Origin of the sequence: Deinococcus metalli, assembly GCF_014201805.1 — a bacterium.
GTDB classification, from domain to species: domain Bacteria; phylum Deinococcota; class Deinococci; order Deinococcales; family Deinococcaceae; genus Deinococcus; species Deinococcus metalli.
Genome location: NZ_JACHFK010000014.1, coordinates 1 through 15,000 on the forward strand (window position 1 = coordinate 1; position 15,000 = coordinate 15,000).

16 protein-coding genes (1 of these 16 only partly in view) are annotated in these 15,000 nt (G+C 62.2%); 6 read left to right on the forward strand and 10 right to left on the reverse strand.

Annotated elements, in window-relative coordinates:
* A partial coding sequence (locus tag HNQ07_RS20215; RefSeq protein WP_221275257.1) for a ThiF family adenylyltransferase occupies positions 1 to 813 on the forward strand: 813 nt, incomplete at its 5' end.
* Positions 814 to 857: 44 nt separating this feature from the next.
* On the opposite strand, the gene HNQ07_RS20220 is transcribed toward HNQ07_RS20215, so the two are convergent.
* The 6 genes from HNQ07_RS20220 to HNQ07_RS20245 form a co-directional block, all read right to left on the reverse strand.
* The gene (locus tag HNQ07_RS20220; RefSeq protein ID WP_184115201.1) at positions 858 to 1,805 is read right to left on the reverse strand and encodes a hypothetical protein; all 948 of its coding nucleotides are present in this window, start codon (positions 1,803 to 1,805) and stop codon (positions 858 to 860) included.
* Positions 1,802 to 2,395 (reverse strand): competence protein CoiA family protein, encoded by a 594-nt coding sequence (locus HNQ07_RS20225; RefSeq protein WP_184115203.1) that lies wholly within the window; start codon positions 2,393 to 2,395, stop codon positions 1,802 to 1,804. The genes HNQ07_RS20220 and HNQ07_RS20225 overlap by 4 nt, the downstream gene beginning before the upstream one ends.
* 18 nt (positions 2,396 to 2,413) lie before the next feature.
* On the reverse strand, positions 2,414 to 3,001 hold the full coding sequence (locus HNQ07_RS20230; protein ID WP_184115205.1) for a hypothetical protein: 588 nt from the start codon (positions 2,999 to 3,001) through the stop codon (positions 2,414 to 2,416).
* Complete coding sequence (locus tag HNQ07_RS20235; RefSeq protein ID WP_184115207.1) at positions 2,998 to 3,303, reverse strand: PadR family transcriptional regulator; 306 nt, start codon at positions 3,301 to 3,303, stop codon at positions 2,998 to 3,000. The genes HNQ07_RS20230 and HNQ07_RS20235 overlap by 4 nt, the downstream gene beginning before the upstream one ends.
* Positions 3,304 to 3,806: 503 nt before the next feature.
* Entirely contained in the window at positions 3,807 to 4,067 is a 261-nt protein-coding gene (locus tag HNQ07_RS20240) for a hypothetical protein (protein WP_184115210.1), read from the reverse strand.
* Positions 4,064 to 4,648 (reverse strand): nucleotide-binding protein, encoded by a 585-nt coding sequence (locus tag HNQ07_RS20245; RefSeq protein WP_184115211.1) that lies wholly within the window; start codon positions 4,646 to 4,648, stop codon positions 4,064 to 4,066. The genes HNQ07_RS20240 and HNQ07_RS20245 overlap by 4 nt, the downstream gene beginning before the upstream one ends.
* Positions 4,649 to 4,745: 97 nt before the next feature.
* Here HNQ07_RS20245 and HNQ07_RS20250 point away from each other — a divergent pair, with 97 nt between their 5' ends.
* The 3 genes from HNQ07_RS20250 to HNQ07_RS20260 all read left to right on the forward strand — a co-directional run bounded on the left by HNQ07_RS20250 (position 4,746) and on the right by HNQ07_RS20260 (position 6,985).
* Entirely contained in the window at positions 4,746 to 5,057 is a 312-nt protein-coding gene (locus tag HNQ07_RS20250; RefSeq protein ID WP_184115213.1) for an HNH endonuclease, read from the forward strand.
* A 219-nt stretch (positions 5,058 to 5,276) separates the two neighbouring features.
* Entirely contained in the window at positions 5,277 to 6,053 is a 777-nt protein-coding gene (locus tag HNQ07_RS20255) for a hypothetical protein (RefSeq protein ID WP_184115215.1), read from the forward strand.
* Positions 6,050 to 6,985, forward strand: coding sequence for a tyrosine-type recombinase/integrase (locus tag HNQ07_RS20260; protein WP_229832266.1), 936 nt, complete (start codon positions 6,050 to 6,052; stop codon positions 6,983 to 6,985). The genes HNQ07_RS20255 and HNQ07_RS20260 overlap by 4 nt, the downstream gene beginning before the upstream one ends.
* Positions 6,986 to 7,029: 44 nt before the next feature.
* On the opposite strand, the gene HNQ07_RS20265 is transcribed toward HNQ07_RS20260, so the two are convergent.
* The 4 genes from HNQ07_RS20265 to HNQ07_RS20280 form a co-directional block, all read right to left on the reverse strand.
* A complete protein-coding gene (locus HNQ07_RS20265) occupies positions 7,030 to 7,866 on the reverse strand; it encodes a hypothetical protein (protein WP_184115217.1) in 837 nt (278 codons plus the stop codon).
* 43 nt (positions 7,867 to 7,909) lie between these two features.
* Positions 7,910 to 10,033 carry a hypothetical protein gene (locus HNQ07_RS20270; RefSeq protein ID WP_184115219.1) on the reverse strand — a complete coding sequence of 708 codons (2,124 nt, stop codon included), beginning with the start codon at positions 10,031 to 10,033 and terminating at the stop codon, positions 7,910 to 7,912.
* Positions 10,034 to 10,382: 349 nt separating this feature from the next.
* A complete protein-coding gene (locus HNQ07_RS20275; protein WP_184115221.1) occupies positions 10,383 to 11,756 on the reverse strand; it encodes a hypothetical protein in 1,374 nt (457 codons plus the stop codon).
* A 608-nt stretch (positions 11,757 to 12,364) separates the two neighbouring features.
* Positions 12,365 to 13,747, reverse strand: a complete 1,383-nt coding sequence (locus tag HNQ07_RS20280; RefSeq protein WP_184115223.1) for a hypothetical protein — start codon at positions 13,745 to 13,747, stop codon at positions 12,365 to 12,367.
* Between the two features lie 272 nt (positions 13,748 to 14,019).
* Between HNQ07_RS20280 and HNQ07_RS20285 the strand changes: the two genes are divergently transcribed.
* Together HNQ07_RS20285 and HNQ07_RS20290 are read left to right on the forward strand one after the other, a co-directional pair.
* Positions 14,020 to 14,775, forward strand: coding sequence for a tyrosine-type recombinase/integrase (locus tag HNQ07_RS20285; protein WP_229832268.1), 756 nt, complete (start codon positions 14,020 to 14,022; stop codon positions 14,773 to 14,775).
* Between the two features lie 202 nt (positions 14,776 to 14,977).
* A protein-coding gene (locus HNQ07_RS20290) for a hypothetical protein (protein WP_184115225.1) crosses the window boundary here: on the forward strand, positions 14,978 to 15,000 show its 5' portion. The gene runs 721 nt beyond the window's last position; 23 of the gene's 744 nt are visible here — the first part of the coding sequence; its start codon is at positions 14,978 to 14,980; the stop codon falls past the right edge of the window.

Consider the following 15,000-nt stretch of genomic DNA (forward strand, 5'->3'; position numbering starts at 1 on the left):
CCCCACCAGTCAGGAGGTGAACCGGAAATGACAGCAGGCTGGGTGGTCAAATTTAACCCGCCGAAAGTGGTCAATTTTAAGTCGCCGTTGACAGATCAGGACGACCTGGATCAGCAGAAGGCCTCGCGGGCCACCCAGAAGCTTGCCGGATCGGGCGTGACGCTCACGCCTCGTGACGTGTCGTGGGACGCCTGGGCCGCGGCCCATCCCGACGAGGAGCGTGACCTGGTGCTGTCCTGCGTCGACAACAATGAAGCGCGCCATGCCATCCAGCGCACCATGCCCGGGGTGATCCTCAGTGCGTCGACCTCCGGCATGCGGGCGCAGGTGGTTGCCTTCGAACGCCGCCCCGGCGAGGCCTGTCTGCGGTGTCGCAATCCGGTTGAAGCCATTGCCTCAGATGAAGTGGTGATCTCGCGGTTGCGGGCGCAGGATGCCGCCACACGCGCCCGGCTCGCGGTGGATCAGGGCATCCATCCAGACGATCTCGAACGGTACCTGAACGATCCTCAAAAGCACTGCGGCTTGATCAGTGGGGAAACCCTTCAGCGGTTCGGCCACGGCTCCGGAGAGCGCGCGTGGTCCGTGGGCTTCGTGTCAGTCATGGCCGGTGTGATGCTCGCGGCCGAGTACGTCCGCAGATCATTGGGTGTGCCGGCCCACCGCCTGTCCGGATCCGGCAATCTGGCACGGTTTCAGTTCTGGTTCCCGGATTCTTCTCTGAACACTACCTGCCACTGGCCTCAGGCCGCCGATTGCGTGTGCACCCGTCCGAGCTACCGTGCGGCGGTCGCGGCCCACCCCTGGCCGTAGGGTGGAGCAGGGGCGCGTGCACGGATACACACCTGCATGAGCCGTTACTGCCCATTGACCCTCAACCTCACGCGGTGGGCCCGCAGGGCCCGGTACAGCTGTTCTCCAAGATCCACCCGCCTTGCCACGTACACCGGATCCCGGAACGGGGCGACCAAGCGGACGATCACCTCGTCCGCCGCCGCCGTGAGCACGTACCGCCGGCCAGTGGCGTCCACGCCCACGATGGCATGCCGAGCGGTATGCACGGACAACCGCGTGCCGCGCATCCAGATGTTCCCGAGCTTCCCGTCTGGAAGGCCCTGCACGTCCACCCGATAGCGCCCACGGACTCCCTTCACCTCGAGCTCGAAGGAACCGTCGGCCGCCGGGGTGAGCCAGGGCAGCGCAGGCACGCGGCCGACCGTTCTCCGGGCCAGCCCGCGCACCCGCGCACTCGGCTCCTCGTTAGGATCGGGAGCGTACTCGTGCGCGCTCCAGAACCGCAGGGCGAGTTGCTCGTACTCCAGGACGCTCATGACGGCCGTGCCGGCCTCTGGCCATGTCACCTGCAGGCGCTCCCAGGGCAGTAGCGTCCAGCGGTGGGCGGCCCACTGCCCGAAGCGGATTCGCTGCGAGGCGGCAAGGATGACTGGCACCTGCGCGAACGTGACGATCTGCCCGTACCGGGCGAAAATCCCGACGATGTCCGCCAGGCCGACGGTAAGCGTTCCAGAGCGAACCAAGTGCCGCGCAAGAACACGCTCCAGACCGATATGGCTCAGGCGGTCGAATTGGTACGCATAGGTGGGCCGGTGAAGCGAGAGCGGGAGATGCCGTCGTTCCGCCTGGAGTTGAGGATGACGACGTTCGAGCTGCAGCCGCCGGCTGCGCTGGTGCCGTTGAAGGCCTGTGATCTGCACCGTGCTGGCAATGGCCTGCAACGCTGGCGGGCCACTGAACACGCTCTCCTCCAGGGTAAGCGTGAAGGCCTCCGACGGGCGGTCCGTCACCGGGCGAGCGGAAGCGGGGTGACCTCGGTGTCGAGGGTGGCGATCACCACCATGTACCCCTCGTCGATCAGCCACGTGCGGGCGTTGTCCCAGGAACTGCCCGGACGCAGCCGCGTGCCCTCTTCCGCGATGAACACCCAGATCACGTCCACATCGGCGTCCGTGTAACTGCTCGTGCGGCGCTGGACGTTCTCGAAGGAGATGGGGGACACCTGTGCCTCCACGGCGAGGCGGGTGGCGTCCGTCATGGTGAGCAGGGCGTCCGCGATGCGGCCGGCGTCCTTCACGCGCGCCTCGTATTCGAGCGAAGCGACCCGCGCGCCGTAGTGGATCTGCAGGGCCTCAGCGGCCGTCTGTTTGAGGAGCCGGTGGCGGGGGGACTCCGTCTCCAGTTCCCTGTGGGCCGGGCACTCGCTGGCGTCCCTGAGGTGGCGGAAGTGCCATTCCCGCACAGCTCCCAACACGGGAATCATCGCGACATCGCAGAACTTGCAGTGCCATTCCTGGGTTCGGATGTCGTCGGCGGTGAAAGTGCGCCGCAGGGCCACCATGTCGCGGGGTTCGGACTCGCCGGTGGGCGTAGTGGTCACCGCAGACAGCATGTCAGCTCACCGGCCCAGAAGGCCACGGCGGCGCAGGGGGCGGCGTACCGACCAGTAGCTGTCCCACACCATCAGCAGTACGGCGAACGTGAACCACGTGACGCCGACCAACGACCAGGCGTGCAGGAGCAGGATGACCAGTGGCGTGAGGAACACGAACGCGAGCATCAGGCCGCTGCCCATTCGGGTTGCCCGCAGCCACGGGACGTCGTGGCCGAACCCGGTGCGGCTGCCGGCGACCGCGACGCCGACTGGGACCACGGTGCGGAGCATCCAGAGGAGATCGTCCTGACTGACGCCGTCGAGCGACAAGGTCAGGCCCAGCACGAGCAGGGCGACGATGAGCAGGGTCAGGGCGCGGCGCAGGCCGTTCAGTGAGTTCACGTCGTCTGCGCTCGGCCGGTGCAATTCGTGGGCGGAGGCGTCGAAGGGCGGGTGGGTCGTGAGGGCACTCCAGACGAACTGAAGGGCATGCAGGACTGGCTGCTTGACCTCAGCGCACTCGTCGCGCCATTCCTGGACGCGGTCTTTGCGATCCTCGGCGGCGAGGGCCTCGGCGAGCGCGAGGAGAAGCGCGGTCAGGACTCTGGTCATGCGGTCGCCCCCTGCCCTAGCGTTTGCATGGCGGCCTTCAACTGAGTTTCGGCGAAAGGTATGCCGCTGGCCGTGAGGCGGAAGTACCGGCGTCGGCGGCGGCCTTCGGCGGACTCGTCGATGTCCTCGGTGTGGGACATGACGTAGCCGGCGCGCTCGAGTTTGTCGAGAATCGGGTAGAGCGCGCCGTTGCTGATGCCCAGGGCGCGCTGCAGTTCGAGGCCGTAGTACGGGTCGTCCAGGCGCTGGTGCAGCGCGCGGAGCACCATGAGCATGTTGAGCGACATTCGGATTCCTGCCATATGTTGGATTAGACCATGCCCCATGTGCTAAATCAAGTCATGCGGCTGGACATTGTGCTCCCCTGGTTGGAAACGCTGTCATTCCCGCCAGCCACGGTACTTTCTAAGCTAAAGCTTGCGCTTTGACATCTCGCGGAGGATGGTCACCGACTCCTTGTTGTAGGGATCTTCGACGCCTCCGTCCTCCCCAGACATCAGCCCACCCATATTCCACAGCAGTTGACCGAATCGCTAGTTGGGTGCCGCTTCCACGGCCTCAAGCAGCAGCGCCACAATTTCCCGGTTGGCTTCCAGACGGATCATCGACATACCGGGAGTGTCCCATGCGGCGAGCACGCCACAGGGTCTGACGGAACGTCGATCGTCCTCCGGTTGTCAAGGTTCTTGAACGCCGGTCAAAGGCATGACATAGCGCCTAGCACCCAGTTCGTGCCAACGTGGGAGTGGTCGTGTCTTCGTCATTCGATTCCATGTGCCGTCTAGGAATGTAGGGAAATAGGTCGCTATTTCTCTAGGTCTTTGACCCATGCCGTCAGCAGTTCTTTGACGACGGTGTTCATGTCCTGTCCGCGCTGCAGCGCCTTGATCTTGACTTCGCGTCGCAGCGATTCCGGCACCGCGACATTCAGTTGCACGATCTTCTCTGTTGGAGCCGCCGGCGTGACGGAAGCAGGAGGAGGGGTGCCCTGGATGTCGGGCGCAGGCTTCGGACTCGCGGTGGTCTCCCCTGCGAATACAGCGCCGAGCTTGGGCCGCTTCGTCATGCCATCAGCTCCTTCCATACGGCCTCGTACTCACCCAGGTCCGTCGGCTCGGCCCCGAAGGCCGCCTTGTAGGCCTCGAGTTCACGAATCCGGCTTTCCATCACCGGCAGGCCGACGAGGGCGTCTTCCGCTTCCTTGGCAAGGCGGCGTCTGGGGTTGTAGCGCGTGAGGAGAATGGCCACGTCGAGTTCTTCACGCTGCGCCTGCATGTCGGCGAGAAGTTCAAGGGTGGGCCGCAGGCGGTCGATTTCCAGACCAGTTGGGGCGACGGGCACGAGGGCGATGTCTGCCAAGCTGGCGGCCCGCATCAGCAGTTCTCTGGAGTTCGGAGGCGTGTCGATGATCACGAGGTGCCCGTCGGCGAGCGGAGCCTTGACCTGCCGGGCGAGGCGGTCGGGTTCTCCCGCAACAACACTGAAGGGCAGTTCAGCGTGGGCCGCCCAGCGGTGGGCGCTGTGCTCGCTGTCCGCATCGATGATGGTGACCTCGTGTCCGGCCGCGGCCGCGACGGCGGCGAGGTATACCGTGGTGGTCGTCTTGCCGACGCCGCCTTTCAGGGAGAGGACTGCGATGGTCTTCACGAGAGCAGCATAGTTCCCTAGGTGCCTAGCTGTCTACAGCAATAGCTATTTATCTATATTTCTAGGTATGTGCTAAACTAGATTCCTAGGAGGAAGTATGGGGAAGCACTACACACGGACGACCGATAAGACGACTGGTCGCGCCATCCGACTGCACCGTCTGATTGCGCAGGAACGTCTGGGCCGTCCGCTGCTTCCGGGGGAGGTGGTACACCACCGGGACGGGAACTCGCTGAACAATGCTCCGGAGAATCTCCTGGTGCTCCCCAGCCAGCGATACCACGCGCATCTGGAGTGCTGCCTGCGGCGCGAGCGGCGCGGCCAGCCAATGCTCTTCCCAGAACTTCTGGAGGGCGCCACCTCGCTGTACTCCGGAAGTCTGTTTGAGAATATCTATCTAGATAGTTAGATCGGTAGGTAAATAGGCCGTGGAGCTGCCTCGTATATCCGTCGGCATGATCGTTACCCCTCGGCTTTGCTTCGAGGGGCCTTCCTGGGCTTCCTGAGAGGCCGCCCAGAATTCCGCGTCTGAGGGGGCGAGAAGGAAGGCCGTCGAGATCGCCGCTACCCACCTTTCTGGTAAACTGAATTACCAGAAAGGTCAAACCTGCCTACCAAGGAGTGCCGCTTGAGCCTGCCCACCCTTTCAGACCAATCCACGGCAGACGCTCCAGCACCACCGCCCGAGTTGTCGCCACACGTGATCCTCCTCCAGGAGATTGACGACATCCATGCTGTCCTCCTCACTCACGCCCAGCACACGCCGGCAACCACCGCCACTACATCAAGGGAGCGTGCGGAGCGCGTCAGCATGCTGACGTGGATCGGCGCTGTGATCGGGCTCGTGCTGCTTAAAGTCATTGATGTGAACGTGTGGGTCTCGCTCACAATTGCCCTCCTCGCGCTCGTGCTGGTGGGCATCTCTTCCTTCATTGCCGTGACATCCTTCTGGCAGGAGTGGCGGCAGCGCCGGGCAGAGACCCTCCTCAGCCTGACAGCAGCGACCACCAGGGAACGGGAACTGGTGAAGGAGCTCCTGCCATTTTCGAGGGCCGCCCTCCTACATGTCGCCGCCTCGGCACGTGCCGCTGACATCCGGGTGGGCATCCGCCTCTCCTTCTTCCTCGGATCCAACCGGGCGGGCGGCGTCCTGGGTGCCCTGGTGCTGGTACTCGGCATCTTCAGTGCCGGCAAATACCTGCAGGACAACCGTGTGGACGTCCCATTTCTGGACTCTCCGATCACTGCCGATCACGTGGTGCTGATCGGAGCCGGTCTGCTGCTCATGACACTGGCGCTCCTTGTGGCCGGCGCGAGCGTGGCGAGTCTGAGCAGCGTCGCCGATCTGCTGGAACGCGTAGCCGCATTGAAGAAGCATCTGGAAGACGAGGAGGGGAGGACGTGACTCTAGAGCTTTACAAGCAAGATCAGCTTGCGCTGTCGCGCACCTGGGTGAACCTCACCCCGGATGAGCGCCGCCGCCGCGCCGTGGCCGCGGTCGCGGAGCAGGACTTGATTACCCTGCTCGACCTGCTCGAAGCGCACCACGTCCGCACGCACGGCCACGTCAGTCCGGAGACCCTGCGCAAGTACCGCCTCGGCGCCCGGGTGTGGCTGACGGCCGCGTGGAATGGCGCCATCAACGTCCTTCACCCGGAAGCTGAGGACACCGACCTGTGGGTGCGGCACCTGGAAGCCTCCGGGAAGAGCCCCGCGAGCGTCGGCGTGCTCCTTGCCGGGGCGCGGGCGCTGTACGCCGCCCTGCGCTGGAGCAAAGCCACCAGAGAAACGCCGTTCACCGACGTCAAGCCCAGGAAGGATCGGCGGCGGCCGTGGGACAAGCGCCAGCCCTATCCGGAGGCGGACGTGCAGCGGCTCCTCGACGCCGCTCCCGTCGAGATGCGGGTACTGCTGCGGCTCGGCGGCATCGCGGGCCTGCGCGCCTCGGAGATCACGGGCTTGAAATGGGGGGATGTCGATCTCGATGGCGGGGCGCTGACCGTCGTGAACGGCAAGGGTGGAAAAACAAGGCGGGTGCTCTTGTCCGCGTCCTTGATCGAGGATCTGCGCGCACTGGGAGGGAAGGCCGAACCAGTGCATGTGATCGGCCGGACGCAGGAAGCAGCCAGGGCCAGGCTGAGAACCCTCTGTGCTCGAGCAGGGGTGTCGTACCTGGGGCTGCACGCGTTGCGGCACACCGCAGGCACCCGTCTCATGCGGGCAGGGTTCCAATTGCAGGATGTGGCGGAGCACCTGGGGCACAGCGACGTGCAGACTGCGCGAACGTACGGTAAATGGGCGGATGACCGCCTCAAAGCGCACATGCGCGATTCCTGACGCTGCACCAATAGGGTGTCAACCCCCTCAATAGGAGTCCAGAGTTAGGGGAGGCGCCGATGAACCAGGGCATGCCGGATCCGTGCCCGATCCTGCGTGGTGCCTTCCATCAACAGGCCAGCAGCCGCGATCGCTCCGAGATGGGCCTGAGGAATGTGCGAGTACAAAGCGGCCCGCAACAGGAAGTCATGGATGTGCATCGTCTCTTCCAGCCGCAGGCCCTGCTGTTTGACGCCGTAGCGCACGAGACCGGCAGCTTGATCGAAATAGATATCCGCGTGGCTGATGGCATTGCGGATGGCTCGATGTGAAAGTGCCAGCAGCGGTGACGCCTTCCCGTTCAGGCCACCGGTGAGCTGATCGAGGACGTCCAATTTGTCAGCGTACACCGCCCGAAAAATCTTGGTGCTCGCCGTCGTTCCGCTCGCTCTGTGGAGGCCAATGACCAGAAAGGGAAGGAGACCGCTCAGAAACTCGTTGAAGTTGAGATGAATACTTTTCGCAGCGTCCCAGAGTCCGTGGACGCTCTTAGCGCTCCCCGCATTCTTGAATGCAATGCACGCCTCTCCTAGTGCGCTCCAGCGTCCAGCAAGATTGCTGTTGGGGACACCAGGAAAGTCGTGGATGAAAGATTCAATCAGCGCTTTACACTCAACTGGAGCACTTGAAATGATGTCAGCGCATAGTTCAAGCAGGGATTCCAAGTAAGTAATGCCACCCAGAAGTACAGGCATATTCTGCTCGTCGTAGGCATAGAATTCTTCGAGTTGTTGCCGCAGGATGCCCAACGAATCACTCTGCTGAATATAGGGCGGCGACCCATTCAGAGCACGCAGGGCAGCAAACCGAGCACAAACGTCCTTGGGAAGACCGGAACTCATTGCACCCTCTTCTGTAGTTCTTCATTGATTTCCATCGGTGCGATCAAAAGGGGACGCCAAGAGATTCAACCGGTTCGATCTGCTCATTCCACTCGGCCATCGCCTGATTCCGGAGGGCAACGGTGATGCTTTGGCCACCAGCGTGGTACTGCGCAAATGTTTTTGGCAACCGCTGTAAGACATGTAGCGGGGTCAATGTCTGAAGCAAGCGCATCTCAGCGGGATATTGGCTGTTCAGCTGAGCAATCAGGCGACGCTGCATCTCGTGCACACTCGCGTGCAGCAGGCGCTGTTGCTCTTTGGCGAGAGCCTGGCGATTGCCTTCTTGTCCCCGAAGGCAGGCTTGGACAGTCAACCAAGCCCGAACGGAGTACCGATTCAGGCGGACTGCTTCCAGACAGTCGTCGACCCGGCCCCTGGTTAGGCCAGAGTGCCATTCAGTCGTGCTGAGGAGATACTGACGGCCATCCTCATCCAGCAACCGACCGCTGTCTCTGTCCGGAAGCTCAGTCAACAGCCGGAGTTGCGTCTCGTTGTAGCGGCCCCGGTGCAGGGCCAATTCCAAGCCGTCAGGAAGGTCACCGACGAGTGCAGTCACACCATCCCAATGCCGCATGAGCCAGCGCTGAATGTACTCCGGGAGAACGTGGGGGCGAAACGTCGATGGATCTAGGCCTTGCTCGTAAGCGAAGGAATCAAGCCCAAGTTCCAACCGCTCAGGCAGTCGACGTCTCTCGATGGCAAGACGCAAGGCGTGCCGCAGTACCGGCGGCAACACCCCCGACTTCTGAGACTTGGTCAGAAACGCGGCGGCATGGTCACTCATTAGCGGTTGCTCTCCGAGGAGCGTCCTCAAAGCAAGGTCATCCCCATGGGTCAATTCGCCATAACAGAGGCGTCCAAGGAGAGAACTGTCCGCCGGCAGGATCCACTTGAGTAGGGGAGTGACAAGCTGCCAAGCCCTCTGCATTTGTGGGCTGTGAGGAACGTCCGCGAGGTGTATCGGGAGTGCGGTTGCGCCCACTGGGAGGGGCAGCAGGTCTGGGGCCGTCAAATTGCCCTCTGAGTCCACTTGAGCGTTCGCGAGTTGCTCCTTGAGGATGTAGGGCCGCAGCGCGCCGAGCACCGCCTCGTACTCGTCTTCTAAGAGAAGATTCTGGTGCGCACTGCGGCGTATCAACTCGGCACCAGCCGGCCCGTAGGCTAGGTCGTTCACCACGATTGGCCAGTAGCGGTCTACAGCCCCAAGTTGCTCTGGCGTCAGAACACTTCGGGAACCCTGCCGACGTCGAAGCTCGGCATCGGAGAGCTCCATTCCTGTCAAGCGTCTGAGCTCATTGACGAAATCAAGGCGACATGGCAGGAACTGTGTCCGGCCATAGTCACCGGGTCGACCAAGAAGATGCTCGCCGTACGCGGCATGAGCCGCTGGAAGCTCTTCCCGAAGTAGCGGATAGGCGCCTCTGAGCCAGTTGAGCAACATACCGCTCAGCGTGATGCTGAACGGGGCCTGAGCAGGGGCAGGACTGAGGGGATTCGGCTTGGGCTCGGAGCTCACCGTCGGGTGCGGCCCCTTACCACTCTGCTGGGCCTTTTTGAGGTATTTGAGCGTCGTACGGTCGAGTACTTTGCCATTGACTATACGCTCGATGGCGGCCCGAATAGGATCGTCATGCTGGAGGGTTCGCCAGTAGGATTTAGCAAACCACGCTGGGTCAAGACCATTCAGGCATGCGTAGTCTTCTAAGCTGCTCCCTTCACGGAGCAGCTTCTCCTGCTGAGCGTTGTGTGCGGAGTCAAGCAGCAATGTCTCTACAGAAACAACGTCATCTTCAATGCCGAAGATATCTTTCAGAATGCATGTGGTGCCGATCGGCTCATGCCAGTGCCCCGTCTCATCACGGATTCCGAACACAACCCGGCGTGTCCTGGTGAGACCGTTGACTGGAGAGTGCGCCGTCTCGTAGGGATCACATTCCCTGACACTGAAGTTACCGGGCTCAAGCGTGTACCAGTGACCTGAGCCATTGGCGAGCAATAACTCTGCTCTGGTTTCCGAGAGAAGAATATCTGCGACGCTCGTATCTGCCGGAAGATGCCTAAGGGCAAAATCTCGAAGAATTTGGATCGTTCTGGGATCATCGCTGAAACGCAATCTCTCACTCATAGCACCTCATGAAGCCACGATTCGATTCAAGACCCAGACGGACGCCGAAACAGTTCATGATATGTGATTTTACGAGGGCGTATATAGAGAATATGATTGTGAGCTGAGTCTCCTTGTTAGGTTGCAGTAGGCGAATGACCACTCGTAGGCTGCTACGTTAATTACGCGATGGACTTCGATAGACGCCATTTTCCCTATCGGTCAATATGCACAAATGTGCGTATCAATATAAACATGAATGCAAATATGATGCAAAATCGCCTTGAAATGAGTACCGTCACATTGTCACGCACGCGCTGTGATCCATACATGTTGTTCCTGAACCTCTTGCCCGGATAGTTCGAGAATGTTAAGGCGTGGATGACCGAAGCGGCGAAAGGTGCCGGCGTCGGAGGCGGTGGGCGTCTTGTCCGTCATGGGTCGCCTTTGCGTGATACACCGCGTCCAACCACCCACATTCACGGAGCTGGTGCATAAGCCACGCGCCAGGGCGGGCCAGGTGCAACTCAGTTGTGGATACCAGCGTCCGTTGAAGCGCTGCAGCAAGTTGAGCGTAGGCAGGGCAGCCTCGGAATTCAGCTTCCGTCGCCCGCCACAGGATCCGGAAGTAATGTCGCTCCCAGCCTGAATCGTCCAGCAGATGTGTGAGGCGAGTAGCACCTTCCTGCACCGCCTCACGGCGGCGTTGTGGGTGGGTGCTGACGATTCGGCTGAGGCTCCAAATCAGCTCATGCGGGGTGGTGACGTCACTGAACAGCGAAGTGCGGGAGTCTTCAGTACCCAAGGATTTTTTCTCTTTTTCTGGTAACGACCAGCGTAGTAGAAGAGTGATATTGAACTTATCTCCTGTAAGGAGGAATGACTCCCGCACTTTCTGTTTCGCCTCCTGCTGGGCTTGCCACGCCGTGTGCCCCCGCTTGCGGTCGGCTGTGAGATCTCTGGGGCAAGGCGGCAGCTCGTGAGCGATCACCCTGGCAGTCAGCCCCAGCACCGGACGGAGCAGCACAGCCACCCATGTCCCGGCACACACGCGCGCTTCCGTCCGCTCGCCCGTTTCCGCGTTAAGGAAGGTGGTCGTCGTCCAGGTTCCACCTTTATAGACCTGCCATTCAACTTCCTTCCCCTCGGCATTCCTAGTGGTGATATGGGTGCGGGTAGGGAGCGCCCCAGAACTCTTGTGGATCAGGCCGAGCTTCTGGAGCTTACGGGTGGCCCGCTCGCACTGGTCACTGGACAGACCAGTCACGACGGGAAGCAGGTCGAGCACGGTGAAGAAGGTGTACGTGGTGGTGTGTTCCTGACTTTGGCCCCGCGCTTCGATGAGGGTGTACGCCGCCTGGAGAAGGACGCGTAGCACCATCAGGGCGTTGTGCCGGGCGTCTTTACGAAGAATGGAAGCCTCGACGATAGGACGCATCCGTTCCAGCGCCTCCACAGCGCGCGCGGCGGGCGTTCCAGGCTTGGGATGCCGGATACGCTCCAGTGCGGCGTCCAGCGACGCGGGGATCGTGTCAGCCGGAGTGGGTGGCACTATTGCGGGCTGCGGGATGGCATCGAGCAGCCTTGGCAGGACGTTGTCGCGGAGGGCCGCGCGGAACGCTGGCGCACTGAGTTTCTGCGCGTTGAGGCGCTGTTGCACCAGCTGCTGCTGCGCCCGCTGGCGTAGCGCGAGTTCAAACTCAGTGAACGTTCGAGGAGGGGAAAAGCTCGAGTGGGCAGTCATCTGGGCTCCGCTTGCAGCACGAAGAGACTCTCGGTAGACTGGCCACATCTTCAAGTGCTGGCCGCCTACAGAGTGAGTACTGAGAAATCCCGCCGCCAGCGGGGTTTTTCAGTTGGTGGGACGTGGACTCACATGGGTGATAATTGCGTCCGGGCGACCTCCACCCCCCGAGAGAATGGATGAGCTGGTGACGAGGGGATCCTGACCAGACTACCCGCAGATTTTTCGCTTCCCAGACGTTCTGCAGAGAGGGAACGGCTGGAAGACACTTGGCGACTGTGAACGCTGATTCTTCGTTCAGGCCGAGCTTTTTCTCAGCACGCAGTCCGGCTGCTTCGGCAGTCAGGTGTCGGAATAACGGACCGGCTTCGGCAGTCAGGTGTCGGCCGAAACGTCAGCGAACGGCACCCAGGTGTCGTAATTACGTCGCGCGCTCGGCACTCAGGTGTCGCAAAACGTCTGTGCTTCGGCACTCAGGTGTCGGGAAAAACGCATGGCGCTGCGCTTCGGCACTCAGGTGTCGTAAATACGGCGGCCTATGAACCTCACGCGCTGTACTCCCATGTTTCTTACAGATCGCGTTCGGCAGTCAGGTGTCGTGGGATTTTTCACTTCTGGGGCTGTTCTGCTCTTGCCAATTCAGCGATCGATCGCAAGAAGGGTTCGGGGATCTGCAGCTCGACCAGGCTGCCCAGCCAGGTGTCGAAGAACTCCGGCCTGCCAGCCACTGCATCCATAGCGGCCGAGCTGCGCGCTTCGTACGACCAGCGCTCGTGCAGGCCGAGGGTGCCCAGCAAGTCCAGGGTGGCCTCAAAGCGCTCCACGGCCCGGTTCTGGTTCTTGTGCTCGCGAAGGTCGAAGACGTCCTGCATCACGCTGGCACGCACGAGCAGGGTGCGCACAGGAATCAGCCGTACGGCAGAAGTAACATCTGCGGTCTCGCGCAGCCAGTACGACAGCTCCGTGCCGATCTGCTTGGTCCACAGGTTCGTGGCGGAGTTGGCTGGGAGTTCGACCAGCCCGCGGAAGATAGGCGCGAATGAGCGGGGGAAGTACTTCGCCCAGTTCCCCAGGACAATTGTCCAGGAACTCGGCACGGACTGTCCCTCGATCTTACGGGAGCGGCCACGGGCCATGACGGCCAAGACGCGCTGGCGTGAGCCCTCGTCGTCGTCGGGGCCGGCGTCGGGGAGGCTCAGCCACAGGCGCTCGAGGTGGAACAGACTCTGCGTGCAGCGCAGCAGATCCTTCGGGCGGACGCTGCCGTTCGGGTGGGGTTTGAGACCCAACGCTTTGGCGAGTTCCCCCGGCTTGATGGTGATGGGCGTGAACAGATCATCCTGTTCGTGCTCGAGGGCCTTGGCGGTCAGGAGCCGCCAGACGTCCGAAGTCCGGGGATCCAGGGTCATCAGCTGCTGACGTAGGGCATCCTTGCCCGAACTCTCCTCGAAGTAGTTCAGGATGAGGCCGTCCTCGAAGACCTCGTGGTACTGCAGCGTTGAATCGTTCCAGCCATCGGGTCCGCGGGTCGCGCGGTCGATCAGCACGCTGGGCTTATTCGCCAGGGTGATCAGGTAGGGCTGCGGGGCTGCTTCGGCAGGCGTCGGGGCAGCCTCTGGGGCCACCACCGCAGGAAAGTGCCTGGCAGCGACGCCGGCGCGAAGCACCCACTGCCACACACGTGATGGCAGACGGTAATAGCTCCCCAGCGGGGTGACGTACAGGATGCGTTCGCGCCACAGGCGCCGGTCTAAGCTGTTGCCCGCACGCACCCTGGTGCCTTCCTGAGAGTCAACGTTTGTGACCAGTTCGCCGTGCTCTTCAACCCATTGCACGGCCGCCCAGCCCTGGTAGAGGGCCTTGAGTTCTTCGAAGGCGGGCCCGCGCTCCGGCAGGGGATCGGGCAGTTTCAATTCCAGGCCGAAGCGGCGAGTGGCCGTCCGCACAAGGTGCGCCATCTCCGTGGCGGCGGGCGTCTTCTGCCGTGGCATACCTCATCTTAGAACCTGACCTCAGATTACGCCGCGCGAGAAGGCTAGCGAACCGGATATTCCTTAGCGTGTCAGAATATTCTTCAAGGCACAGCGAACCAAGGGAAAAGGCGGAGGGAAAGGTGTCATATCTAACTCCAGATACAGGACGACTCCTCCGTGACCCTCGTCCGCTCCGAGTCCCCGAAGCCCTCGAGCACCTAAGCGATCAGGCCCTCCGGTCCCACACCTTGGGCGTCCAGACCTTCGTACCCTGGGCCCGGGACAACGGCGTGCAACTGCTCCGCCCCGGACGGCGCGACGCGGGAAGGTACGTCGCCCACCTCCAGACCCGGCCAAATCTGGGACGTGGGCGAGCACCCACCCTCTCGGCCGCCACCATCGCGCAGGACGTCGCCGGCGCCCGGGCCCTGTACCGCGCATTGGAGTGGGCAGGCGCGGCCGACCTGCAGCCCTTCTCCCGCATCAGCGTCCGCCTGGATCCCACCGCCAGCATCGTCAAGAATCCCCCATATCAGGACGAGCTCGAGGACGTCCTGAAAGCCCGCGACGACCGGCTCGCCGCCCTGCTGCTGCTCTGTGCCCATTCTGGCCTGCGCATTGGCGAGGCCCTGGCCATCCGGCGCGGCGACGTCCGCGGCCAGCAGCTCACCGTCCACGGCAAGGGCGGCAAACGCCGGAGCGTATCGCTCGGGCGCCGTGTGCGCGCCGCGCTGGCCGACCTCTCCCCTGCCCGGCCCCCCAACGGCTACTTCGACTGGACGTACGCCCAGGTCAGCCACCTGATGAAGGACACCTTCGCCGCCGGGCACGCCGGCAAGTGGCACGGCTTCCCCCGAGCCGCCAGCTCTTGCAACCGGAGCTCGCTCTGCGGCCCTCACAACGGCACACGCCGTTCGCTCGCGCCAACTTCTGGACAGCCCGAACCACTGTGTGTTGACACTGGTGCAAGGCCTCGCCGACCACGACCCTTGAGTACCATTATCGTGCTCAACGGTACTTCTCAACGCCGACAGGACAGGTTGTGACAGACTGTCACTTTGGTTTTCGCCTGCCTAGACAACCGATGTGGCAGTGGAAAACGCAGAATTCGCCACTATTTTTTGTCACTGTATCTACCAGAGGTACCTTCACGGCCTTCCTGCGGCCTGACCGCCAGCACAAACAGGGCTTTTCCAGCCCTCATTCCCGCTTCGTGACGGCCCATCAACAGCTGCATACGATGACCCTATGCTCCTGACACCTATCGAAGC

Coding starts and splice junctions, on each gene's coding strand:
- HNQ07_RS20230 (WP_184115205.1), bottom strand. CDS start 3,001: ATGACCAGAGTCCTGACCGCGCTTCTCCTCGCGCTCGCCGAGGCCCTC.
- HNQ07_RS20235 (WP_184115207.1), bottom strand. CDS start 3,303: ATGGCAGGAATCCGAATGTCGCTCAACATGCTCATGGTGCTCCGCGCG.
- HNQ07_RS20240 (WP_184115210.1), bottom strand. CDS start 4,067: ATGACGAAGCGGCCCAAGCTCGGCGCTGTATTCGCAGGGGAGACCACC.
- HNQ07_RS20250 (WP_184115213.1), top strand. CDS start 4,746: ATGGGGAAGCACTACACACGGACGACCGATAAGACGACTGGTCGCGCC.
- HNQ07_RS20265 (WP_184115217.1), bottom strand. CDS start 7,866: ATGAGTTCCGGTCTTCCCAAGGACGTTTGTGCTCGGTTTGCTGCCCTG.
- HNQ07_RS20270 (WP_184115219.1), bottom strand. CDS start 10,033: ATGAGTGAGAGATTGCGTTTCAGCGATGATCCCAGAACGATCCAAATT.
- HNQ07_RS20275 (WP_184115221.1), bottom strand. CDS start 11,756: ATGACTGCCCACTCGAGCTTTTCCCCTCCTCGAACGTTCACTGAGTTT.
- HNQ07_RS20280 (WP_184115223.1), bottom strand. CDS start 13,747: ATGCCACGGCAGAAGACGCCCGCCGCCACGGAGATGGCGCACCTTGTG.